At 63.4% G+C, this 22,474-nt stretch carries 20 protein-coding genes; 13 read left to right on the top strand and 7 right to left on the bottom strand.

The annotated features are described in order from the left end of the window. Positions 1–97 precede the first annotated feature (97 nt). The gene (locus NKI10_RS00300) at positions 98–1,276 is read left to right on the top strand and encodes an MFS transporter (RefSeq protein WP_352857942.1); all 1,179 of its coding nucleotides are present in this window, start codon (positions 98–100) and stop codon (positions 1,274–1,276) included. A gap of 91 nt (positions 1,277–1,367) precedes the next feature. Then, positions 1,368–2,423, top strand: a complete 1,056-nt coding sequence (locus NKI10_RS00295; protein ID WP_352857939.1) for a succinylglutamate desuccinylase/aspartoacylase family protein — start codon at positions 1,368–1,370, stop codon at positions 2,421–2,423. A 1-nt stretch (position 2,424) separates the two neighbouring features. On the opposite strand, the gene NKI10_RS00290 is transcribed toward NKI10_RS00295, so the two are convergent. Then, complete coding sequence (locus NKI10_RS00290; RefSeq protein ID WP_023669978.1) at positions 2,425–3,195, bottom strand: isocitrate lyase/PEP mutase family protein; 771 nt, start codon at positions 3,193–3,195, stop codon at positions 2,425–2,427. A gap of 321 nt (positions 3,196–3,516) precedes the next feature. Here NKI10_RS00290 and NKI10_RS00285 point away from each other — a divergent pair, with 321 nt between their 5' ends. Together NKI10_RS00285 and NKI10_RS00280 are read left to right on the top strand one after the other, a co-directional pair. Further along, positions 3,517–5,706, top strand: a complete 2,190-nt coding sequence (locus NKI10_RS00285) for an anthranilate synthase (protein WP_023686176.1) — start codon at positions 3,517–3,519, stop codon at positions 5,704–5,706. 5 nt (positions 5,707–5,711) lie between these two features. Next, complete coding sequence (locus tag NKI10_RS00280) at positions 5,712–6,659, top strand: cation diffusion facilitator family transporter (RefSeq protein WP_352521374.1); 948 nt, start codon at positions 5,712–5,714, stop codon at positions 6,657–6,659. Positions 6,660–6,916: 257 nt separating this feature from the next. On the opposite strand, the gene NKI10_RS00275 is transcribed toward NKI10_RS00280, so the two are convergent. Further along, positions 6,917–7,627 carry a DUF4272 domain-containing protein gene (locus tag NKI10_RS00275; protein WP_245262498.1) on the bottom strand — a complete coding sequence of 237 codons (711 nt, stop codon included), beginning with the start codon at positions 7,625–7,627 and terminating at the stop codon, positions 6,917–6,919. Positions 7,628–7,650: 23 nt separating this feature from the next. Continuing rightward, positions 7,651–8,748 carry a hypothetical protein gene (locus NKI10_RS00270; RefSeq protein WP_352857934.1) on the bottom strand — a complete coding sequence of 366 codons (1,098 nt, stop codon included), beginning with the start codon at positions 8,746–8,748 and terminating at the stop codon, positions 7,651–7,653. Positions 8,749–8,848: 100 nt separating this feature from the next. Between NKI10_RS00270 and NKI10_RS00265 the strand changes: the two genes are divergently transcribed. From NKI10_RS00265 to NKI10_RS00245, 5 genes are all read left to right on the top strand, one after another. Then, the gene (locus tag NKI10_RS00265) at positions 8,849–9,277 is read left to right on the top strand and encodes a DsrE family protein (RefSeq protein WP_352857931.1); all 429 of its coding nucleotides are present in this window, start codon (positions 8,849–8,851) and stop codon (positions 9,275–9,277) included. Positions 9,278–9,350: 73 nt separating this feature from the next. Further along, a complete protein-coding gene (locus NKI10_RS00260) occupies positions 9,351–10,130 on the top strand; it encodes an SDR family NAD(P)-dependent oxidoreductase (protein WP_352857927.1) in 780 nt (259 codons plus the stop codon). A gap of 79 nt (positions 10,131–10,209) precedes the next feature. Further along, positions 10,210–10,518, top strand: coding sequence for a putative quinol monooxygenase (locus NKI10_RS00255; protein ID WP_023691624.1), 309 nt, complete (start codon positions 10,210–10,212; stop codon positions 10,516–10,518). Positions 10,519–10,598: 80 nt separating this feature from the next. Then, the gene (locus NKI10_RS00250; RefSeq protein WP_023751272.1) at positions 10,599–11,687 is read left to right on the top strand and encodes an AbrB family transcriptional regulator; all 1,089 of its coding nucleotides are present in this window, start codon (positions 10,599–10,601) and stop codon (positions 11,685–11,687) included. 45 nt (positions 11,688–11,732) lie between these two features. Beyond that, positions 11,733–12,485, top strand: a complete 753-nt coding sequence (locus NKI10_RS00245) for an SDR family NAD(P)-dependent oxidoreductase (RefSeq protein WP_023669968.1) — start codon at positions 11,733–11,735, stop codon at positions 12,483–12,485. Between the two features lie 56 nt (positions 12,486–12,541). On the opposite strand, the gene NKI10_RS00240 is transcribed toward NKI10_RS00245, so the two are convergent. Beyond that, on the bottom strand, positions 12,542–13,438 hold the full coding sequence (locus NKI10_RS00240; protein ID WP_023695836.1) for a LysR family transcriptional regulator: 897 nt from the start codon (positions 13,436–13,438) through the stop codon (positions 12,542–12,544). A 146-nt stretch (positions 13,439–13,584) separates the two neighbouring features. Between NKI10_RS00240 and NKI10_RS00235 the strand changes: the two genes are divergently transcribed. Then, positions 13,585–15,120, top strand: a complete 1,536-nt coding sequence (locus tag NKI10_RS00235) for an MFS transporter (RefSeq protein WP_023695837.1) — start codon at positions 13,585–13,587, stop codon at positions 15,118–15,120. 10 nt (positions 15,121–15,130) lie between these two features. Here NKI10_RS00235 and NKI10_RS00230 read toward each other — a convergent pair whose 3' ends face one another. The 3 genes from NKI10_RS00230 to NKI10_RS00220 are packed head-to-tail and all read right to left on the bottom strand — an operon-like array spanning position 15,131 to position 17,393. Then, entirely contained in the window at positions 15,131–15,445 is a 315-nt protein-coding gene (locus tag NKI10_RS00230; RefSeq protein WP_031192978.1) for a nuclear transport factor 2 family protein, read from the bottom strand. Then, complete coding sequence (locus tag NKI10_RS00225; RefSeq protein ID WP_023695838.1) at positions 15,445–16,221, bottom strand: esterase family protein; 777 nt, start codon at positions 16,219–16,221, stop codon at positions 15,445–15,447. The genes NKI10_RS00230 and NKI10_RS00225 overlap by 1 nt, the downstream gene beginning before the upstream one ends. Before the next feature lie 5 nt (positions 16,222–16,226). Further along, a complete protein-coding gene (locus NKI10_RS00220; protein ID WP_023695839.1) occupies positions 16,227–17,393 on the bottom strand; it encodes an ATP-grasp domain-containing protein in 1,167 nt (388 codons plus the stop codon). Between the two features lie 482 nt (positions 17,394–17,875). Here NKI10_RS00220 and leuA point away from each other — a divergent pair, with 482 nt between their 5' ends. From leuA to NKI10_RS00205, 3 genes are all read left to right on the top strand, one after another. Beyond that, on the top strand, positions 17,876–19,552 hold the full coding sequence (leuA, locus tag NKI10_RS00215) for a 2-isopropylmalate synthase (protein ID WP_352858631.1): 1,677 nt from the start codon (positions 17,876–17,878) through the stop codon (positions 19,550–19,552). 192 nt (positions 19,553–19,744) lie between these two features. Then, positions 19,745–21,514 (top strand): tetratricopeptide repeat protein, encoded by a 1,770-nt coding sequence (locus tag NKI10_RS00210; RefSeq protein ID WP_352857922.1) that lies wholly within the window; start codon positions 19,745–19,747, stop codon positions 21,512–21,514. A gap of 103 nt (positions 21,515–21,617) precedes the next feature. Next, the gene (locus NKI10_RS00205; protein ID WP_352857919.1) at positions 21,618–22,421 is read left to right on the top strand and encodes an alpha/beta fold hydrolase; all 804 of its coding nucleotides are present in this window, start codon (positions 21,618–21,620) and stop codon (positions 22,419–22,421) included. Positions 22,422–22,474 lie beyond the last annotated feature (53 nt).

Below are 22,474 nucleotides of genomic sequence, written 5' to 3'. Positions count from 1 at the left end.
TCAGCGCTTTCTGCATTGGTGCGTTGCAGCAATGTGCATTGCACGCGGCAAGGCTTCTCGTTCAGTCTGAATTGAACCGATTCAGTCTGGATTTTCCATGCCTTTGCCGATCCTTGCGCTTGCCATTGCGTCCTTTTGCATCGGCACCACCGAATTCGTCATCATGGGCCTGTTGCCGGAGGTTGCGGCCGATCTCGGCGTGTCGATCCCCTCGGCCGGCCTGCTGGTTACCGGCTATGCGCTGGGCGTCGTCTTCGGCGCACCCATCGTGGCCATGGCCACCGCGCATCTGCCGCGCAAGCCAGTGCTGGTCACGCTGACGGCGATGTTCGTCGTCGGCAATCTGCTCTGCGCCATTGCGCCCAATTACTGGCTTCTGATGGCCGCGCGCGTCTTCACCGCGTTCGGTCATGGCGCCTTTTTCGGCATTGGTTCCGTCGTTGCCGCCAGCCTGGTGCCGCGCAACAAGCGCGCCAGCGCCATGGCGATGATGTTCGCGGGATTGACGCTCTCCAACATTCTCGGCGTTCCTGCCGGCACCGCGCTTGGCGAAGCCTTCGGCTGGCGCTCCACCTTCTTTGCCGTCGTCGGCATCGGCCTGATCTCTGTTGCCGCCATCGCCTGGCTGGTGCCATCCAATGTCGTCGAACCGAGCGGCGGCGGCCTGCGCAGCGAACTGCGCGTGCTGGGCAAGCTGCAGGTCTGGCTCGCCATGCTGATCGCCTCGCTGGCCTCGGCCAGCCTGTTTGCCGTCTTCACCTACATCAAGCCCTACCTTACCGATGTCTCCGGCCTGTCGACCTCCGCGGTCACCTGGGTCCTGCTGCTGTTCGGCGCCGGCATGACCATAGGCAACATCATCGGCGGCCGGCTGGCCGACTGGAAATTGATGCCGACGGTCATCGGCACGCTGCTTTTGATGGCAGTTCTGTTTGTCGGCTTCATGCAGTACGGCGCGATCGCCAGCGTCGCCATCGGCATCGTCTTCTTGTGGGGACTGCTGATCTTCGTCGTCGTGCCGCCGCTGCAGATCCGCGTCGTCGAAGCGGCTTCGGAAGGGCCGAACCTCGCCGCCACGCTCAACCAGGGCGCATTCAATGTCGGCAATGCCAGCGGCGCCTGGATCGGCGGCGTGGCTCTGTCGGCCGGCGTTTCCTATGCTCATTTGCCGCTGGTCGGCGCGGCGCTGGCCCTGCTGGCGGTCAGCGTCGCCGTCGTCTCGCAGGCGCTCGAAGGATCGGCGCCGATAGCGACGGTTCCGGCCGCCGCCGAATAATTCCATTGCGCCCATGGCGGCTCGAACTGGACCAATCGACAGCCCTTCGGCAAACGTGCATGTGTTCTGCCTCTTATCCTGGAGGCATCCCATGCAGAAATCGATCGAACGCATCGCCGGCGACACCGAAGGCGTTTCCTACGAATTCCCGGTGTTCCGCTTCGCCGGCACTGATAAGGCCGCACCTTCGGCCTATCTGCAGGCAGCACTCCACGCCGGTGAATTGCCTGGTGTCGTCGCCATCGACGCCTTGATGCCGGCGCTGAACAAGGCCGAAGCCGAAGGCCGCATCAAGGGCAACATCACGGTCGTGCCCTGGGCCAATCCGATCGGCCGCGCGCAATATCATTTCGGCGAGCACCAGGGCCGCTTCCATCTCGGCACCCGCAACAATTTCAACCGCGGCTTTCCGTTGCTCGCAGCACCGGACGCCAAGCTTTTGCCCGACACCACGCTTGGCACCCCCGACCAGCGATTGAAGACCCGCCTGGTGCAGCTGTCGCTCGGCCACGACATCGTGCTCGACCTGCATTGCGACGACGAGGGCCTTGCCTATCTCTACGTCCACGCCAGCCTGTGGCCGGCGATGGCCGATTGCGCCGCCGCCATGGGTATCGACGCCGTGGTGTTGTGGAGCGAGGACACCGACGGCACCTTCGAGGGCGCCACGATCATGCCCTACCAGAACGTCCCCGCCAACGTGGCAAAGCTCGACCGCCGCGTTGCCACCACGGTAGAATACCGTGGCATGCTGGATGTCGACGGCGCGCTGGCAAGTTCCGATGCCGAAGGCCTTTACCGGCTGCTGGCGGCGCGCGGCGTCATCGCCGATACCGCCCTTCCCGCACCCGGCGCGTTCAAGGGCCTCGTCGCGCCGCTGGAGAACATCGACATGATGCCGGCGCCCCGGGCCGGCGCCATCCTCTACGACGTCAAGCCCGGCGACCGCGTCGCCGAGGGCGCGCGCCTCGCCACCATCGTCCACACACCGGGCGAGGCCGGTGGCCGCACCGAAGTGCTGGCGCCGCAGGACGGCGTCATCCTGACCCGCCGCTCACGCCGCATCATCCGCGCCGGCGAGGATCTCTTGAAGCTGGTCGGCAACAAGAAGAGCGCCGACGCGAGGTCAGGCACGCTGGAGGACTGAGCTAACCCGAAATCGCCAGCCGCGCCTTGGCCTCCAGCCATTCGGCCATTTGCCGGTACGGCACCGGGCCGTGGCTGACACGGGCGACACCAAGCTCGGCCAGGCGCTGGCGCGGCGGCACATGCGCCAGCGCGATGATGTTGACCGGCAGCACGGTGGCCTTGCACAGCGCCTCGATCAGAGCCTCGTCGCCGAGCCCCGGCGCAAAGAAGCCGCTCGCTCCTGCCTTTTCATAAGCGTGCGCCCGCTCGATGGCCTGGTCGAGCAGCACGCTGTCATGCACATCCGGCTTGGCCTTGAGGAAAATGTCGGTACGGGCGTTGATGTAGGCGGGAATGCCGGAAGCCTTCACCGCCGCCGCTGCCGCCTCGATCCGCTTCACCTGTATGGCGATGTCGTGCAGGCCGGCGCCGCCGACGATCTGGTCCTCGAAATTGAAACCGATGGCGCCGGCCTGCAGGGCACGTGTCACCGTCTGGGCGACAGTCTCCGGCTCGACGCCGTAGCCGCCTTCGAGGTCCATGGTCACCGGCAGGTCGACTGCCGCGACGATGCGCCTGATGTTGTCCAGCGCCAGCTCCAGCGGGATTTTCTCGCCATCGGCATAACCAAAAGCAGCCGCGACCGGCCAGCTGCCGGTGGCGATCGCCTTGGCGCCCGCCCTCTCGACGATCTTGGCCGAGCCCGGATCCCAGGCATTGTAGAGAACGATCGGGTTGCCCCTGACGTGGAGCGCATGGAACCTGCGTGCGCGCTCGATCTGCTCGGTCATTGCTGTCTTCCCGTCTTTCCGATGTTGGACGAACAGTCTAGGCAGGACCCCAAGCCTTGGCGATGTGCCATGGGCTGCGGAAGCGGCGGCCACAAACAGGCCTTTCAAACCTGTTGCGCATCCGGCTTTTCGCCGCTATGGATTTCGCCCATGAACATGCGCTCGATCAAGACCATTTGGTGGTGGGCTCGCTGACAGCGGCCTGTTCGAACGCGTGCGCGTGAAAATAGAGGGTGGCCGCAACGGAATGTCCGGGCGGCCATTTGTTTTTTCAAAGCCATTCCCGGGTCCGTTGCCCCAACAAGCCATATGGAGACGGCAATGACGATGAAGGCTCTGGAAAACGGCGCGGAAAGCTTCGTGACCGCAGGTGGTGTCACCATCACCCGCGAACGCCACGACAAGCCTTACGCCGGTGCGATCGATGCCTATGTCGATGGCTTGAACTCGCGCCGTGGTGCGGTGTTTTCCTCGAATTACGAATATCCGGGCCGCTACACACGCTGGGATACGGCCATCATCGATCCGCCGCTGGTGATTTCCGCGCGTGGCCGCGCCATGCGCATCGAGGCGCTGAATGGCCGTGGCGAAGTGCTGCTGCCGGTGATCGGCAAGACGCTGGCGGGCATTACCGAGGTGACGATTGCTGAAACCTCGAAAAAGCTGATCCGCCTCGATGTCGCCAAGCCCGGCCGCGTCTTTACCGAGGAAGAGCGCAGCCGCGTCCCCTCTGTGTTTACTGTGCTGCGCGCCATCACCGCTCTGTTCAAGACCGATGAAGACGCCAATCTCGGCCTTTACGGCGCCTTCGGTTACGACCTCGCCTTCCAGTTCGATCCAGTCGACTACAAGCTTGAGCGCAAACAGAGCCAGCGCGATCTCGTGCTGTTCCTACCTGACGAGATCCTGGTCGTCGACCATTATTCGACCAAGGCCTGGACCGACCGCTACGATTATTCCGGCGACGGTTTTTCAACCGAGGGGCTGCCGCGCGACGAAATTGCCGAACCGTTCAAGACCGCCGACCGCATCCCGCCGCGCGGCGACCATGAGCCGGGCGAATATGCCAATCTGGTGCGCAAGGCGATGGACAGTTTCAAGCGCGGCGACCTGTTCGAGGTCGTGCCCGGGCAGATGTTCTACGAACGCTGCGAGACGCAGCCTTCCGAAATCTCGCGCAAGCTGAAGTCGATCAACCCGTCGCCCTATTCCTTCTTCATCAATCTCGGCGAAAACGAGTATCTGATCGGCGCCTCGCCCGAAATGTTCGTGCGCGTCAATGGCCGCCGCGTCGAGACCTGCCCGATATCCGGCACCATCAAGCGCGGCGACGACGCCATTTCCGATAGCGAGCAGATTCTGAAGCTGCTCAACTCCAAGAAGGATGAATCCGAGCTGACAATGTGCTCGGACGTCGACCGCAACGACAAGTCCAGGGTCTGCGATCCGGGCTCGGTGCGCGTCATCGGCCGCCGCCAGATCGAGATGTATTCGCGCCTGATCCACACCGTCGATCACATCGAAGGGCGCCTGCGCGAAGGCATGGACGCCTTCGACGCCTTCCTGTCGCATGCCTGGGCGGTCACCGTCACCGGTGCGCCGAAACTGTGGGCGATGCGCTTCATCGAGCAGAACGAAAAGAGCCCGCGTGCCTGGTATGGCGGCGCCATCGGCATGGTCAATTTCAACGGCGACATGAACACCGGCCTGACCTTGCGCACCATCCGCATCAAGGACGGCATCGCCGAGGTGCGCGCCGGCGCCACGTTGCTCTTCGACAGCATCCCCGAGGAAGAAGAAGCCGAAACCGAACTGAAGGCATCCGCCATGCTCTCCGCCATCCGCGACGCCAAATTGGGCAATGCCGCAGGCGCCGAACGCACCACCGCGCGCGTCGGCGACGGCGTCAACATCCTGCTCGTCGACCACGAAGACTCCTTCGTCCACACACTGGCCAACTATTTCCGCCAGACCGGTGCCAATGTCTCGACCGTGCGTTCGCCGGTGCCGGAAGAAGTCTTCGAACGGCTGAAGCCCGATCTCGTCGTGCTGTCGCCCGGACCGGGCACGCCGAAGGATTTCGACTGCGCCGCGACCATCAAGAACGCCCGCGCCCGCGACCTGCCGATCTTCGGTGTCTGCCTTGGCCTGCAGGCGCTGGCGGAGGCCTATGGCGGCGAACTCAGGCAGTTGCACGTGCCGATGCACGGCAAGCCGTCGCGCATCCGCGTCTCCAAGCCTGGAATCATCTTCTCCGGCCTGCCCAAGGAAGTGACCGTCGGCCGCTACCACTCGATCTTCGCCGATCCGGTGCGGCTGCCCGACGATTTCATCGTCACCGCCGAGACCGAGGATGGCATCATCATGGCCTTCGAACACCGCAAGGAGCCGATCGCCGCCGTCCAGTTCCATCCGGAATCGATCATGACGCTCGGCCACAATGCCGGCATGCGCATCATCGAAAACATCGTTGCGCATCTGCCGCGCAAGGCCAAGGAAAAGGCCGCTTAGAAACGATGGCGGCAACGGACAACACGGCGGCGATCGCAGCGAAGGCAGCGGCCAGGCAAAGGATCGCCAGCCTTGCCTTCTGGTCGATTGTCATCGCCTGCGTGGTGCTCGCGCTCAAGCTTGCCGCATGGTACGTCACCGGCTCCGTTGCGCTCTATTCGGATGCGCTGGAGTCGATCGTCAACGTCATAGCCTCGGCCGCCGCCTATTGGGCGGTCCTGGTCAGCTACAAGCCGGCCGACCAGGACCATCCGTTCGGCCACCACAAGGCCGAGTATTTTTCGGCGGTGCTGGAAGGCGTGCTGATCGTGCTCGCCGCGCTTTTGATCCTCAACGAGGTCTGGCGCTCCTGGCAGACGCCGACCCCGCTCGAACAACCCTGGGAGGGCTTGGCGATCAACGGCGTCGCCACCGTCATCAACGCCTTCTGGGCCTGGACGCTGATCCGCGCCGGGCGCAGCGCAAAATCACCGGCGCTGGTCGCCGACGGCCGGCACATCATGACCGACGTCGTGACCTCGGTCGGCGTCTTCGGCGGCCTCGTCGGCGCTATCCTGACCGGTTGGCAGATCCTCGATCCGGCGCTTGCCGTCATCGTCGCGCTCAACATCCTGTGGCAGGGCTGGCACGTCATCGGCTCGTCGATGAACGGGCTGATGGACCGCGCAGTGGACACTACCGAACACATGCACATTCGCGACATCATCTCGGCCAATTGCAAGGGCGCGCTGGAGGTTCATGACCTCAAGACCCGCATCGCCGGCCGCGCCACCTTCATCGAGTTCCACCTGGTCGTCGACGCCGACATGACGGTCGGCGCCAGCCACGTCATTTGCGACCGCATCGAGGACGCGCTGAAGGCCGAAATCCCCTCGGTGCGCGTCACCATCCATGTCGAGCCCGACGACGAGGCGAAGCTGCCGAAAGGCACCACTGCTGTGCCGTTTGCTTGAGGAAAAACTCAGGGCATCATCCTCGGGCGAGGATCTGCCGACCTCGCCGGATCGATTGCGCCATTACCGCCATGTGGGGTAGCCCGCCAATGGCTACATCCAGGCGTTGATTGCCTCCAAATCGGGCAGCGCCTGCTGCTCAAGGGCGCGCCAGCTCGGCCTCGGCAAAAGCGTAGTCAGGCGAACCGTCTAAGTTCGTCAATCCAAACTCGGCAAGCGAAGTCCGATCCAAGTAGCACCCGCTTGCGATCGGCTCATCATGTGTCGGTCGAGATGTCATCCCATTCCTGCCCCATATACCCAATCAGCCAATTGAGCGCGTAATGACGTTCGACAACTACGTCTCGTTCCAATCCTGCCGGCGCGGCTTTCCCATTCACCCGCGCATCCATCACAGCCCAATTGTACCGATAGATCAGATCGGCAGCATCGAGAAGCTCGCTTTGCGGGCGCAAATTGGCCCGCTTGAGCAGCCCTTCCGTGTCGAGGTCACGCAACACCGAAACCATACGCGACACATCGCAAGGCTTGTCTGGACGCCCAAGGTTTTTGAAGACTTGCAACGCCCACAACATTACGAAAGCCCCTTCATAGCGCCAGCTAAAATTTGCGCGATCTTGCTCGGTTGCAACGGGGTTACCGACAAACGCTTGCTCTTTGGGCGTAAAAAACCCTTCGGCTCCAAACTGGCTGATCAAGTTGCTTAAAAGATTTCGATCATTGGTCTCCGCTGTGACGGCCACGATTACCAGTGCGATGGCGCGTTTAACCACCTCGTCCTTCGTTCGTCGCCGACTTTCGGCTGCGGTTTCGATCGCCGGCAAATGGTCGATGAACGGCACGCCCTCCTTCTTCAACTGTGCTATTGAGGCAGCCTTGCGAGCCTCAGCCTCGCCTTCAGCGTTGGCGGAACCGATGAAGGCCAAGGAAGTCAGAAAACCAAGAAAGCTGCGACGCATCATATTCATTGCCAAATGGCTGCTAAGAGTGACTAAGGCGCACAAGCCGATTGCGGCATTGGCTCCAGCCTGTAGATCTTATCATCGGACTCCGTCTTGCCGCCAGCTTCCTTCGAGCACAGATCAACGATGGCCAGGCTGCTATTGGGGTTGGCGAGCATCATGGTGCCATTGGCGCCGCGCTTGAGGTAGATTTCCTTCTGGCTGATGTCGCAGGCAAAGTTGCTCATCTTGGAACTCGCCGCACAACGCCACTGGTCCGCCTCGCCCTGGCAGGAATAGGTCTGCGTGACCTTGGCCCCGTTCTCCCTGGTGGTCACGGAAACGCCGATGTCGGCGCCGTCGGGCCAGTTGGCGACATCGCCGCCTGAGGCAAAGGAGGCCAGTTCCACCGGCCCGCGAAAGACACGGATCGACTGCGTCACCTGGTCGGGATGCGAGGAGAGATGCGCGGCATCGTAGTCTCGCCCGAAGCAGAAGGGTTGGTCCGGCTTCAGTCGCTCGCGCAAGGGAGCCCCAAGCGCCGGCTCGATCGGGTCGATCTTGGCGAATTCAGCCTGGCAGGTTGCGGCCGGCATCGGGTCGAGGCGGAAATTGTTGTCCTCCGAGCCCAGAGCCTGCCGGTCATATTCGGCTTCGCCCAGTTCGTCTTCCGATCCGGCGTCGAGATAGAGATCGGACGAGACGTCGGTGAGGATCAGGCGGCCTTTGTCATCGAGCTTCAGCGACGCCATGGTGCGGTCGCAGTCCATGCCGCAGCGGATCGGACCTGACTTGCCGTCCTCGGACTCGTGATTGCACCAGCCGCCGGCCCATTGCGGCGCCTTGGCGCCGCGCACCATGGTGGTGAGAAAACCGTTGTAGGAGGTGTCGGCGTTTGCCATCGGCTCCTCGTTCGGATGGCTCACCGGATCATGGCCATAGAGGAAGAAGATCCGCGCCACCTTCTGCTTTGGGTGCGCCTTGAGGTGCGCCGCATCATAGACGCGGCCGAAACAGGCATCGGCGCCATTCGGGCTGAGTTCGGGTAATTTAAGCACATCGTCGGCCGCGGCCGAACCCGCAAGCGCGCCGAGCAGCACGGCGCCAAATCCAGCGCTGGCAACAACCTTCCACTTCCTGAACGCCATGTGACCCCCTCCTCGCATCGACAGGACGTAACGTGAATTTATGCTAGTATCATGGCCGCAGCCACGCAATTTGCGGGGAGCGCCAAGCCGAGAGGATGCCATGCGTCGACGCGACATGTTCCGGGCCAGCCTTGCCGGTGCCGCCGGCCTGTTCGGGCTGAGCCGGGCCGCCGCCGCTGAAGACAGACCGAAGGTCGCCTATCACCTCAGCGACCTCGATAAGGTCAACTTCGTGCTCGGCAACATCAAGAACCACTATGACGGCACCGGCGGCAATGTCGACATCGTGTTGGTCGTGCATGGTCCGGCCCTCGCCGGCTTCAAGTCGAAAGGCATATCGGCGGCGATCTCGGGACGCTTTGCCGGCCTTGTCCAGCAGGGCCTTGAGCCGCATGCCTGCGGCAACACCATGCAAGGCATGGAGATCACGCTTGCCGACCTGCTCGAGGGCTTCCACGCCGCCGACAAGGGCGGCGTCGTCAAGCTCGCCGAACTGCAGCGCCAGGGCTACGCCTATCTCCGGCCCTGAGCCGCCACGGGCTTGAACGTGAAGGCCATGAGAGCCTACGAAGGGTGGCCAAACAGCCCGAAGGAAAGTGCTCATGACCGCGACCACCCTCGTCATCCCCGATCTTGCCGGCAAGGCGGTGCTGGTCACCGGCGCTTCGACCGGCATCGGTGCCGCCCTTGCACTGGCCTACGCCGCCCAGAAATGCCGGGTCGCGCTGCACTACAATTCGAGCCGGAAGGCCGCAGAAACGCTGGCCAAAACCATCCGCGACAGCGGCGGTGAGGTGTTCCTGACACAGGGCGACTTCTCACAGGCAGCCGATGTCGAGCGGGTAGTCGAGGAGAGCGCCGAAACATTCGGCCGGCTCGACGGGCTGGTCAACAATGCCGGCGGCATGCTCGGCCGCGTGCCCTATGCTGAGCAGACCGAGGCGCACTACGACGCGGTGATGGACCTCAACGCCCGCTCGGTGCTGACGGCCTCGCGCAAGGCGATGCCATGGCTGAAGAAGCAGGGCGGCTTCATCGTCAACACCTCGTCGATCGCGGCGCGCAATGGCGCTGGCGGCGGCGCCGGGCTGTACGGTTCGGCCAAGGCCTTTGTCTCCAATGTGACGCGCGGCATGGCCAAGGAACTGATCGGCTTCGGCATCCGCGTCAACGCGGTGGCGCCGGGCACCATCGCGACACCCTTCCATGAGCGCTATTCCACCGACGAGCAGATGAAGGGCATGGTCGCCACCATTCCTCAAGGGCGTGCCGGCACGGCCGAAGACTGCGTCGGCGCCTATCTCTTCCTGTCCTCCGATCTCCTGAGTGGTTACATCACCGGCCAGGTGATCGAGGTGAACGGTGGCCAGTTGATGCCGTGAGCCGGCAATTGCATACTGCGTCTCGCAACCATGCATGTCGTGCGCACGTTTGCTGAGGTTGGAAGAAAGGGGAGAGGCAATGTACGGATTGATCGGAAAGATGCGGGCGGCGCGCGGCCAGCGCGACGCGATCATGGATGTGCTGCTCGCCTCGACCGGCGCCATGCCGGGTTGCCTGAGTTATGTCATCGCCCGCGACCCGGCCGATGCCGACGCGATCTGGGTGACCGAAGTGTGGACCGACGCCGCAAGCCACAAGGCTTCGCTGCAGCTGCCGGAGGTCCAGGCAGCGATCGCCAAGGCCCGGCCGATCATCGCCGGCTTCGAATTCCAGGTCGAGACCCATCCGGCCGGCGGTTTCGGCCTGCCCGCCATCAAGAACGAGTGACATCCCAACGCGGGGTCGGGGTCGTGAATTTCGTCCGAGACAGCGTTCGCATTTTTCTCTTCCAGGTCTAAGACCCAAACATGGACTCTTCGCCAGACCAACCGGCCGTCGAACGCATGGCGCGCATGCGTCCGGTTCGGCAGTGGGTGGTGCTGCTGATCGTCTCGCTGCTGTTCGCCGGCGCGCTGGAATACGCCGCACTGCCGGCGGCGCTGCTGATCGGCCCGATGCTGGCGGCGATCCTTGCCGGCACCAATGGCGCCACGGTGCGCGTGCCGCGGCCGCTGTTCGCCGCCGCCCAGGCCTTGGTCGGCTGTCTGGTCGCGGCGTCGATCTCCACCGACATTTTTTCGGTGTTCTACAAGGAATGGCCGCTGGTCCTTGTCGTGGTGCTGGCGACCCTTGCGGCGTCCAGCCTGCTTGGCTGGTTGATCAGCCGCTGGCGCATCCTGCCCGGCACCACCGCGGTCTGGGGCTCGTCGCCGGGTGCTGCCACTGCCATGGTGCTGATGGCCGGTGCCTTCGGCGCCGATCAGCGCCTCGTCGCCTTCATGCAGTATCTGCGCGTCATCTTCGTCTCGATGACGGCAGCACTCGTCGCCAAGATGTGGGTCGACACTTCGGGCATCGAGGTACCAGCCATCGTCTGGTTCCCGCCGATCGAACCGGCAGCCTTTGCCGCCACGCTCGGCGTGGCGCTGGTCGGCGGCCTGCTCGGCCGGTTGTGCCGGCTGCCGTCACCCTTCTTCCTCGGCACCTTCATCATCGGCACCATCGTCCATCTCGGCTTCGGCGTGGCGATGCAATTGCCGCCATGGCTGCTGGCGCTCTCCTATGCGATGGTCGGCTGGTCGATAGGGCTGAATTTTACCCGGGCGATCCTGCGTCATGCGACACGGGCGCTGCCGCAGATCGTCGGCTCTATCGTCGTGCTGATCGCCTTTTGCGGCGGGCTAGCCTGGCTGATCAGCCACGTCCTTGGTATCGATCCGCTGACCGCCTATCTCGCGACCAGCCCCGGCGGCATGGACAGCGTCGCCATCATTGCCGCCGCCGCCCAGAACGTCGACATATCCTTCGTCATGGCCTTGCAGTCGGCCCGCTTCCTGGTCGTGCTCATCGCCGGGCCGAGCATAGCGCGGCTGATGGCGAGAGCCGTCAGGGACTGAGATTCAAATATCCAGGGAAGAGGAAAAGTGCCCATGAAACGTCGTGTGAATGCCGTCGATCTCTCAGGCCGGGTCGCCGTGGTGACCGGCGGCGCGCAAGGCATCGGCCTTGCTGTCGCCCGGCGACTGCTGTCATCGGGCGCCAGCGTCGCCATCTGGGATGTGGACGAGACCGCCATGGCGAAGGCCGTTTCCGAACTCGCCCCGCTCGGCCGGGTCGAGGGTTTGCTGTGCGATCAATCGCTGATGGAGGCCGTCGACAGCGCCGCGACCGAAACCGAGCGCTCGCTTGGTCCGGTCGATCTGCTGGTAAACAATGCCGGCATCGCCGGACCGGCAGCGACGGTGGCGGATTATGATCCTGCCGCCTGGCGCCAGATAATCGACATCGACCTCAACGGCGTCTTCTACTGCTGCAAGCGCCTGGTGCCCGGCATGATCGCGCGCAGCTACGGCCGCATCGTCAACATCGCCTCGGTCGCAGGCAAGGAAGGCAATCCGAATGCCGCCGCCTATTCCGCCGCCAAGGCCGGCGTGCTCGCGCTGACAAAATCGCTCGGTAAGGAACTGGCCGGCCACGACATCGCCGTCAACGCGCTGACCCCATCGCCCGCCCGCACCCGCATCCTCGAACAGCTCACTGAGGCCCAGGTCGCCTACATGCTGGGCAAGGTGCCGCGAGGCCGGTTCGTCGAAGTCGAAGAGGCGGCTGCGATGATCGCCTTCATGCTATCGGACGAAAATTCCTTCACCACCGGCGCGACCTTCGACCTGTCCGGCGGCCGCGCCACCTACTGAGAAGCAGAGCTATTCCTCGCTGTCTTCGTTATCGCCGTCGGCCGCGAAGGACTAATTCAAGAGCCGCTCAGCGTCGCGGCAAGCCGGTCGGGAAGGAAATCGACGAAGGCGCGAACCTTCGGCGACAAATGACGATTGGACGGCCACAACAACCGGAACTGGCCGCGGCCGTCGACATGGTCGTCCAGCACCGTGCGTAGCTGGCCGTCACGCAGCGCCTCGCGGACCAGGAAATCGGGCATCGAGCTGATGCCGAGCCCGGCCATCGTGGCGCCCTTCAGCGCCTCCGTGTTGTTGCAGGTCAGCATCGAGCGGACCTGCGGCTCGGCGCTGCCGCCGATGAACGGCCAGCCTTGCAGCTTGCCGCTGTTGGGAAAGCGGAAGCGGATGCCGTAATGGTTCACGAGATCGTCCGGGCGGCTCGGGTTGCCGTGCTGCTCGATATAGGAGGGTGCCGCACACAACAGCAGCCGGAAGGGTGCAAGCGGCCGCGCCACCAGGCGCGAATCCGGCAGGTCGCCGCTGCGGATCGCGATGTCGACGCCTTCGTCGATGAGGTCGACGATGCGGTCGTTAAAGTCGATGTCGAGTTCGATTTCGGGATAGCGCGCCATGAACTCCGACAGCACCGGGAACAGCAAATGATAGGTCACGATCGGCGTCGAAACGCGCAGCCGCCCATGCGGTGTTTCGCGGCTCCGCGACAGCATCGCCTCGGCATCGTCGATGTCGTCGAGGATGCGCCGCACCCGCTCGTTGAACAGCTTGCCCTCTTCGGTCAGGCCGATGCGGCGCGTGCTGCGCTGAAGCAACCTTACGCCGAGATCCTGCTCGAGCCTGGCGACGCTCTTGCCGACGGCCGATGCCGAGATTCCGAGCGTGCGGCCCGCAGCGATGAAGCTGCCGAACTCAGCCGTGCGGGCAAAGGCCAGGAGCCCATTGAGGCGTTCCATCGCATCTCTCCATTCGAGCGTTTCAGTCCGGTATATCTGGAGATTTAACACTATTTTTCTCGAAGTGTCGCGAGCCTATCTTCCCGTTACGACCGGCGCACCAAGCTTGCGGCAGGCCGGCGGATCCTGGTTCAGATAGGAAAATTATGACCCCGAAAACCACAAACGGCGCGGTCGCGCCATGGCTTGTCCTGTTGTCGGTATGCCTTGCCGCCATGACAATGCCCTTGACCTTCACCGGCCCGGCCGTCGCGCTTTCCCGCATTGCGGCCGACCTCGGCGGCAGCCCGATCGCGCTCAACTGGGTGACCAACGCCTTCATGCTGACCTTCGCCGCCACCTTGATGGCATCAGGCGCGCTGGCCGACAATCATGGCCGCAAGCGGCTCTTCCTTGTTGGCCTCGCCACCTATGTGCTGGCATCGCTGGGATCGATGTTTGCTCCTGATATCGTCTGGTTCGATGTGCTCAGGGCTGCGCAAGGGCTCGGCAGTGCCGCCGCCTTTGCCGGCGGCGCCTCCGCTCTTGCCCAGGAATTCGATGGGCCATTGCGGCTGCGCGCCTTCTCCTTCCTCGGCACCAGTTTCGGCATCGGCCTCGCTTTTGGGCCGATCGCGTCGGGCCTGCTCATAGATGCTTTCGGCTGGCGATCGATCTTCGTCTTGGTGGCAGTGCTCGCGATTGCAGCCGCTTTGCTCGGCCTGCGCACCATCAGGGAATCGCGCGATCCGGATGCGACCGGCCTCGACTGGGCGGGAGCCGGCACCTTTACGATCGCGCTGGCATCGCTGACCTACGGCGTGCTGCAAGCGCCGCAGAGCGGCTGGACCGATCCCCTGGTGATCGCGCTTCTCGTGGCGGCCGCCCTTTGCTTTGCCGCTTTCGTCGTCGTCGAGCGGCGCGTGCGCCGGCCGATGCTCGATCTCTCGCTGTTCCGCTTTCCCCGCTTCGTCGGCGTCCAGTTCCTGGCGGCCGCTCCCGCCTATGGCTTCGTCGTCCTGCTGGTGCTGTTGCCGATCCGCTTCATCGGCATCGAGGGGATGAGCGAGATCAAGGCGGGGCAGTTGATGATCTGCCTGTCGGGACCGCTGTTGATCCTGCCACTGCTCGCCGGCCAGGTAGCGCGCTGGATCGCTCCGGCAACGATCTGCGGTGTCGGCCTGCTTGTGGCCGCCGGCGGCCTTGTCTGGCTGAGCCTGATACCGCCTGTCGTCGCAGCGCTGGTGGCGCCGCTGATCCTCATCGGCGTCGGCATCGCCTTGCCCTGGGGGCTGATGGACGGACTTGCCGTCGGCGTCGTGCCGAAAGAGCGTGCCGGCATGGCGGTCGGCATCTTCAACACCACCCGCGTCGCTTGCGAAGGCGTGGCGCTGGCGATCGTCATGGCAGTCCTGTCGGGTTTCACGGCAGCCCAACTGGCGGCTCAGGGAACGGCGTCTTCCCTGGATGCAACCGCCGCCGCGCAGCTGCTGGTGACCGGCAACATCGGCGAAGCGGCAGCCCGCTTGCCGGGTGCCGGAGCCACGGTCCTGGTCCAGGCCTATGAGATCGCGTTCGACAGGCTGCTGATCGTGCTGGCGGCAATCACCATCGTCACCGCCCTTGTCGTCTTTCTCGGCTTGCGCCGTGGATGGGCGGTGGAACACGAGACCATTGCTCTGCCGGTTTGCCAGGAAGGGTAGCTGAGCCGCGTCAGGAGATGACGAGGCTCGCTATGCGGTGGCCGTCGAGCACGAAGGTCATGTCACCCTCGCCGTTGAAGCCATTGCCTTTCACGGCAATGCGGACGCGGTAGCTGCCCTCGACCTCGGCGATGCGGACAATGCGAAGATTGGACTTCACGCCGATATTATCCGACTGGTTCCAGCGCGCGATCTGCTGGCGGCCTTGGAAGGACCGCCCCCAGTCGGTCAGGGACGCGTCGGCTGTGAACGTGTGGAGAACGGCTTCGCTATCACCCGCATTGGTGGCCTCGATAAAGCGGCGGATAGGTTCGGGTGTGGTCATCAATCGAGCCGGTGCATCAGATCATCATCCAGCCAGCGGCCGAAGAAATAGACCAGCTGCTTGTGCCACCATGGCCAGTCATGACTGACATCGCCGCCCCAATAGTCGACCCAGGCGGGAATGGATTTGTCGCGCAGGATCTGTTCCAGCCTGCGGGTCTCGACCAGCATCCGCTCTTCCCAGGCGCCCTGCCCGCAGCAGAAGATCATCCTCAGCGCCTTCAGCCGGGCAAGCAGTTTTGGGTCTACGATGCCGGGCAGATAGTCGAGCGGTGAATTGTAGAAGATATCACCTTCCAGCGCCTTGCCGAAGAAGTCGCCCGCCGAATAGACGCCCGACAGCGCGATGACGCCGCTGGCGAGTTCGGGAAAGCGAAAGACGAAGTTCGTGGAATGATAACCGCCCATCGAACAGCCGGTGAACAGCGGCTTTAATTTGCGCCCGCCATTGGCTTGCTCGGCGGTCGCCAGAAACTCCGGCAGCGCCTCCTCGCGCACATATCGGAAGTAAGCCTCGTGGCGACCGATGCGGTGGGCGGCGCCGGCATGCTTGTTGAAGAACGATTCCGAATCCACGCCGTCGACCGCGAACAGCTGGATGCGGCCGGTGTCGATGAATTCGGCCAGCGCTCCTACCCCGCCGGAATCCTCGAACTGATAGAACCGCCCCTGCGACGTCGGGAACACCACCACCGGCCGGCCGGCATGGCCGTAGCGCTTGTATTCCATGTCGCGGCCGAGATTGCCGGAGAAACCCTTGTGATAAGAGATGTCCATCGCGTCTAAGCCTTTTCCGCGTGGATGTAGGCGACAGCCGCGCGCAGTGCTGCTTCGTCCTTCGAGCGCATCTGGTAGGCGTAATTTCCCATGGCGCGGCTGAAAACCTTTTCTATCGGCTGATGATGGACGATCTTGTCGCGATGCGCGGCTAGCACGTCCTCATGGCTGTGCAAATAGTGGAGGTGCTGCTTGCGGCTGGCATAAGCGGTGAAATACTTGCCCTCATAAGGACCACCGGTGGCATCCTTCACCACCATGTCCGCCCAGGCCGCGTAGACGTCGATGTCGAACGTGTAGTTGATCGCATCGGTCATCCAGGCGCCGGGCGGCCGCATGTTGACCTCAAGCGCGATGACGCGGTCGTCCTTGGTTTCGAACAGCTCGATGTGGAAGAAGCGCTCGCGCACGTCGAACGCCTTGAGGATTTTGCGGCCGGCCTCTTCGATCGCCGGTCGGACCTTGGGAAAGCAGGTGTAGCTCATGTGGCGATCCTTGTTGACCACTTCCATGATGCTCTGGTCGTAGCGGTGGCTGGCCGCCAGCACCACCTCGCCGTCACGGTTGACCAGCCCATCGAAGGTCACCACCAGCCCCTCGATGAACTGCTCCATGACGAAGGTCACGTCCTCGGGCTTGTCTCTGAAAAACTGGTCAAGCTCCCTGGCGTTGGAAATCTTGAAGGTGTTCGAGGCGCCGGACCCGGAATCGGGCTTCACCACCACGGGATAGCCGACGCGGCGGATGAAGGTCATGGCGCCGGCCCGGTCGGAGCATTTGCGCTGGGCGATGGTGTCGACGCCGCTCTTGCGGAAGAATGCACGCATGCGGCTCTTGCGCTTCAAATTCTTCACGAAATCGAGCTTGGTGCCGTAGATGTTGAAGTCGGTGCGGATATTGGCCTCCAGCTCCAGCCAATGCTCGTTGAGGGACTCGAAGCGCTCGATCCGGCCCCATTTGTGGATGAAATGACCCATCGCCCGGAACACCGGATCGTAGTCCTCCATGTCGGCGATGCGGTAATATTCCGACAGGGCCGCCTTCAGCTTGCCGTCCAGCGCCTCATAAGGCGCATCGCCAATGCCCAGCACCGTAGCGCCGGCCTTTTTCAGCCGGTCGCAGAAATCGGCGCCGTTGGCGGGAAAATGCGGCGAGAAGAAAACAAAATTCACGGATGACCCCTCCGACGGCGAAGCATTGCGGCCCCGGCTACACGCAAGTCTGGCGCATTTGCCGCGCATGGGGAAGAGTGCTCGCGAGTGGTGGAATGGCAGCCCACTTGCCTGTCCATGGCGGCTCCTGTATGAACCCCGCCATGAACACGCGCGTCTCCTCCGTCGCTTCCCGTCCGACCGGCTTTGCCGGCGAGACCGTGCGCGCGCTGGCATCGACCCTGCTTCTTCTCGGCCTTATCGGCGATCGCCGGGTTCGCTGAAGGAGCGCCCGGCGGTCGAACCGCCGCTTACGCGCACGCTCCTTGGCCAGTTCAGAAATTGGCAATTCACATCAAGCGAACGAAAATCTGATAAGGCGCTGCTCGCCTTGGAATCCGTCCGAAGACCGATCCGCGAGCCGCCGGGAGAACAAGACGATGAACGCACGAGAAGACATCCGCGCCGGCGAAGCCGAAAGCGTAAAACGCGCGGCCGGCCACATGCCGGGCGCGGCCCGAAAATACCAGCCCTACCGGACGGTCGGTCTCACCGACCGCACCTGGCCCAACAAGGTCATCGACAAGGCACCGGTCTGGTGCTCGGTCGATTTGCGCGACGGCAACCAGGCGCTGATCGATCCGATGGGTCATGAGCGCAAGGCGCGCATGTTCGCCCTGCTGCTCGACATGGGTTTCAAGGAGATTGAGATAGGTTTCCCCTCGGCCTCGCAGACCGATTTCGATTTCGCCCGCTGGTGCATCGAGGAAGGCAATGTGCCGGCTGATGTTTCGCTACAGGTGCTGGTGCAGTGCCGTCCCGAACTCATCACCCGCACCTTCGAATCTCTGAAGGGCGCCACCAACCCGATCGTGCATTTCTACAATTCGACCAGCGAGTTGCAGCGTCGCGTCGTCTTCGAGAAGGATGTCGGCGGTATCAAGCGCATCGCCACCGACGCGGCCAAGATGATCACCGACATGGCGGCCAAGGCCGGCGGCGGTTATCGCTTCGAATATTCGCCCGAAAGCTTTACCGGCACCGAGCTCGAAGTCGCGCTGGAGATATGCAACGCCGTCACCGAGATCGTGAAGCCGACAGCCGACAACAGACTGATCATCAACCTGCCGTCGACGGTCGAGATGTCGACGCCCAACATCTATGCCGACCGGATCGAATGGATGTGCCGCAACCTGGACGACCGCGAGAACCTGCTGATCTCGCTGCACCCCCACAACGATCGCGGCACCGGCATCGCCACCACCGAGCTCGGCCTGATGGCGGGTGCGGACCGCGTCGAAGGCACGCTGTTCGGCAATGGCGAGCGCACCGGAAATGTCGACATCGTGACGCTGGCGCTCAACATGTACACGCAAGGCGTCGATCCCCATCTGGATTGCTCCGACATCAACCGGATGAAGGACGTCTACGAATATTCCAACCAGCTGAAGATCTCCGAGCGCCATCCCTATGTCGGCGAACTCGTCTACACCGCCTTTTCCGGCTCGCACCAGGACGCCATCAACAAGGGCATGAAGGCCTTGAAGAAGGCCAACACGCCGGTCTGGGAAGTGCCCTATCTGCCGATCGATCCGGCCGATGTCGGACGCAGCTACGAGGCGATCATCCGCATCAACTCGCAGTCGGGCAAAGGCGGCATCGCCTATGTACTGCAGGCCGATTACGGCCTCAATCTGCCGCGCAACCTGCAGATCGAGTTCAGCCAGGAGATCCAGGCGATCACCGACGCCGAAGGCAAGGAAGTGCCGGCAAAACGCATCCATGACCGCTTTATCGAAACCTATGTCGACCAGCCCGGCGCACGACTGAAGTTCCTCGACCATCACACCTATCCCGATACCGAGAAAAAGGGCCGGCGCGTGGTCGAGGCGGTGATCCTCGACAACGGCAAGGAGACGACAATCGCCGGCTCCGGCACCGGCCCGATCGACGGCTTCGTCGATGCGCTGTCGCGTCATGTTGGCGTCGACATGTCGGTGCTTGATTATTCCGAACATTCGCTCCAGCGCGGCTCGAACGCCTCGGCGATTTCCTATGTCGAGATGGAATATCCCGGCAGCAAGCTGTTCGGCGCCGGCATCAACACCAACATCGTCGCCGCCTCGCTGGAAGCCGTTGTTTCGGCCGCCAACCGGATAATCGGCCGCAAGGCCGGCTGATATTTCCCGGGCGCCGAATGTCCGCGGCGCCCGGAAATCCCCCATTTGCCGAGGGAAATTCCGGTTTTTTGTGTCAACCACCGGCAACTATCCGGTGTGTTACGCGATCGCATAACATAAGCATGCTTGTATGGAAGTGCAGGCTCTATATGATTGCGCCTCAACCTGTGCCGACTTCGAGAGGATCGACACTTGCAGCATGCCACGCCTGCCGCCCCCGCAGTGCGCGAGACACTGGAGCGACTGCTCGCCAGCGAAACGTTCGGACGTTCCGAGCGCGCGCGCAAGTTGCTGCGCTATCTTGTTGAGCGCGAGCAGGCCGGCGAAGCCGACAGGCTCAAGGGTTTCTCCATCGCCATGGACGTCTTCGGCAAGGACGGCGATTTCGATTCGTCGACCGACGCCGTTGTCCGGGTGCAGGCAGGCCGGCTGCGCGAACTTCTCCAGCATTATTTCGCCAATGAAGGCGTAGCCGAACCGGTTCGCATTGCCATTCCGCGCGGCGGCTACGTGCCGTCCTATGAGCTCAACGCCATACGCCTGCCGGTTGGGCAGGAGCCGCTTGCGGCGGCGGTAGCCGGCTTGCCCGGATCGCCCGACCAGACGGCTCTTGACGCCGTTCCCGCTGGCGCGACGGCCGCGGGGGTTACAGAACCTGGGCCTTCGCTGGCGCGCCATCTCCAGTTCTTCTGGGTCGCCATGACGCTGGTCATCCTCATGCTGGGCGTGCTCATCCTGCGCCAGGGCAGCGGCGCATTGCTTGCCAGCAGTGATCCGACCTCGGTGGTCGAGACCGCTGGCGTAACGAGCAGCATCGCATCGCCGTCGATGGAGGCCCTGCCCCTCGTCTACATCGCCGTGAAGGCCACCGGCCCCGAGGCCGGCCGCGTCGCCGCTTCGCTGCGCGCCGGCCTTGCCGGTTTCGACACCATCGACTTCATCGGCCGCGACGCCGACAGCAAGCGCGACCCAAGCACCGACCCGACCAGCTTCGTTTTCGATGTCCTGCCGGGACCAATGGCAGGTGACGTGACGCTCGAACTGCAGAGCGTGGCGACCGGCCGCGTGCTTTTGTCCCGCAGTCTGACGGCCGCCGACAGCGCACCTGGCACCGTCGAGGATCGTATCGCCGCCATCCTCAGCTCGACCATTCCCGCCTCCGGCCCGCTCTACAGCTACATCGAACAGAACGGCATTCAGACCGGGCTGACGAGCTGCCTGATCCTCAACGACAGATACTATCTCGACCAGAGCACCAGGACGCACGAGGCTGCCTATCGCTGCCTGGACAAGCTCGCCGGCCAGGGTGCGAAATCGTCCTTGGTCTATTCGGAACTGGCCTCCCTGACCCTTGAGGCCGCCACCGATCATTACGCCTATCCGCCTGGCGCGACGGTCGAACAGGCAATGTCTTTCGCCCATCGCGCCATCCAGATGGGACCGACCAGCCCTTATGCGCACCGCGCCTACGGCTACCTCAACTCGCGCCTCGGCAACACCGAGGAATCGATCCGCTGGATGCGCAAGGCCTATGAGCTCAACCCCTACGACCTCGGCATGGCTGCCGCTTACGGCTATGGCCTGATCTTTGCCGGCAAATATGCCGAGGGAACACCCATCCTGACCCATGCCGTTGAGACGTTCAGCGGCCATCCGACATGGTGGGATTTTGGGCTTTTCGCCGGGCAATTCATGCTGGGCGACATGAACAAGGCCGCGATAGCCAGCGAGTCGCTGCGCACGACGGCGATGAAATCGCACTATCTGGCGGCGCGGCTGATCGGCGCCAAGGCTGCCGGCCGCGAACAGCTGGCAGCCAAGCTTCTGGATGAGCTGACCACCAAATTCCCGAAATTCGCCGCCGATCCGCGCGCGGCCTTCGCCGAGCGCAAATATCCCGCCGATCTGACCGACCGGCTGGTTGAGGCGCTGCGCGCCGCGGGCCTGGGCAACGCCAGCTAGTCTTTCCGGATCGCGAAAACTTTACTGGCCATCGGTCTGGACTGGGAGCAATCCAGCCTCGATTCGAATTTCCTCTCCAGTCTTGCAATAATCGCACATTTTCATGGTCTCATCCCTCTATGTTGCCGAGCGGGGCGCCGGGCCGAAGACGGTCGTCCTGCTGCATGGCTTCGGTGGTTGCCATGATATCTGGCGCGAGGTGACCGCGTCGCTAGGGCCCGAAGTCAGGACCTTGGCCTACGATCTTCCGGGACACGGACTGTCTCTCGAATTTCCTGGCAGCGGCCCGGCCAAAACAGCGGCGCGAGCGGTTCTCGCCGATATCGCCGCACGCGGGATAGCAAGGGTGCATGTCGCCGGTCATTCGATGGGCGGCGCGGTCGCCTCCCTGATGGCGCTTGCCGAGCCTGAAAGGATAGGCTCGCTGACGCTTCTGGCGCCGGGCGGTGTTGGCCCCGAGATCAACGGACCGCTGTTGCGCCGCTACGCCGCGGCCGCCGACAGACGGGAAATCCGCGCCTGCCTTGCCGCCATGTCGGGACCGCGAAGCCCGCCGCCCGAACGCATCGTTGGCGTCCTGGCGGACCTACGCCGTCGCCCCGGCCAGTTGCGCAAGCTGATTGAGATATCGGCCGTCATGACCAGGAACGAGCGGCAGGGGGTCATACCCCGCGAACAGCTGGACACCCTCGACATGCCGGTGATGGTGGTTTGGGGAACGGACGATCCGGTGCTGCCCTTTACCCAGGCTGATTGTCTGCCGGCGCATTTTCATATTCATCACGTGCTCGATGCCGGCCATATGCTGGTCGAGGAAGTACCTGATGTGGTCGCCCAGGCCGTGCGCCGAAACATGGCACGCCGCGGCAGGCGCCTGCGTCCGACATTCGAGGCCGCGGCGAGCTAACTTACTTGCGCCCCGCATCTCGCCAGTGCATTTTGCCGCCGCCTGTGTTAACT

It is taken from the genome of Mesorhizobium sp. M0802, from assembly GCF_040320115.1.
Classification (GTDB): Bacteria; Pseudomonadota; Alphaproteobacteria; order Rhizobiales; family Rhizobiaceae; genus Mesorhizobium.
Note: the sequence above shows the minus strand (reverse complement) of the source record. Positions and strands in the feature narration are given on the sequence as shown.

Bases quoted from the DNA above. Each gene is read 5' to 3' on its own strand.
- NKI10_RS00300 (WP_352857942.1), top strand. From the start codon at position 98: ATGCCTTTGCCGATCCTTGCGCTTGCCATTGCGTCCTTTTGCATCGGC.
- NKI10_RS00280 (WP_352521374.1), top strand. From the start codon at position 5,712: ATGGCGGCAACGGACAACACGGCGGCGATCGCAGCGAAGGCAGCGGCC.
- NKI10_RS00295 (WP_352857939.1), top strand. From the start codon at position 1,368: ATGCAGAAATCGATCGAACGCATCGCCGGCGACACCGAAGGCGTTTCC.
- NKI10_RS00240 (WP_023695836.1), bottom strand. From the start codon at position 13,438: ATGGAACGCCTCAATGGGCTCCTGGCCTTTGCCCGCACGGCTGAGTTC.
- NKI10_RS00205 (WP_352857919.1), top strand. From the start codon at position 21,618: ATGGTCTCATCCCTCTATGTTGCCGAGCGGGGCGCCGGGCCGAAGACG.
- NKI10_RS00275 (WP_245262498.1), bottom strand. From the start codon at position 7,627: ATGAATATGATGCGTCGCAGCTTTCTTGGTTTTCTGACTTCCTTGGCC.
- NKI10_RS00285 (WP_023686176.1), top strand. From the start codon at position 3,517: ATGACGATGAAGGCTCTGGAAAACGGCGCGGAAAGCTTCGTGACCGCA.
- NKI10_RS00250 (WP_023751272.1), top strand. From the start codon at position 10,599: ATGGACTCTTCGCCAGACCAACCGGCCGTCGAACGCATGGCGCGCATG.
- NKI10_RS00235 (WP_023695837.1), top strand. From the start codon at position 13,585: ATGACCCCGAAAACCACAAACGGCGCGGTCGCGCCATGGCTTGTCCTG.
- NKI10_RS00270 (WP_352857934.1), bottom strand. From the start codon at position 8,748: ATGGCGTTCAGGAAGTGGAAGGTTGTTGCCAGCGCTGGATTTGGCGCC.
- NKI10_RS00290 (WP_023669978.1), bottom strand. From the start codon at position 3,195: ATGACCGAGCAGATCGAGCGCGCACGCAGGTTCCATGCGCTCCACGTC.
- leuA (WP_352858631.1), top strand. From the start codon at position 17,876: ATGCCGGGCGCGGCCCGAAAATACCAGCCCTACCGGACGGTCGGTCTC.
- NKI10_RS00260 (WP_352857927.1), top strand. From the start codon at position 9,351: ATGACCGCGACCACCCTCGTCATCCCCGATCTTGCCGGCAAGGCGGTG.
- NKI10_RS00230 (WP_031192978.1), bottom strand. From the start codon at position 15,445: ATGACCACACCCGAACCTATCCGCCGCTTTATCGAGGCCACCAATGCG.
- NKI10_RS00225 (WP_023695838.1), bottom strand. From the start codon at position 16,221: ATGGACATCTCTTATCACAAGGGTTTCTCCGGCAATCTCGGCCGCGAC.
- NKI10_RS00255 (WP_023691624.1), top strand. From the start codon at position 10,210: ATGTACGGATTGATCGGAAAGATGCGGGCGGCGCGCGGCCAGCGCGAC.
- NKI10_RS00265 (WP_352857931.1), top strand. From the start codon at position 8,849: ATGCGTCGACGCGACATGTTCCGGGCCAGCCTTGCCGGTGCCGCCGGC.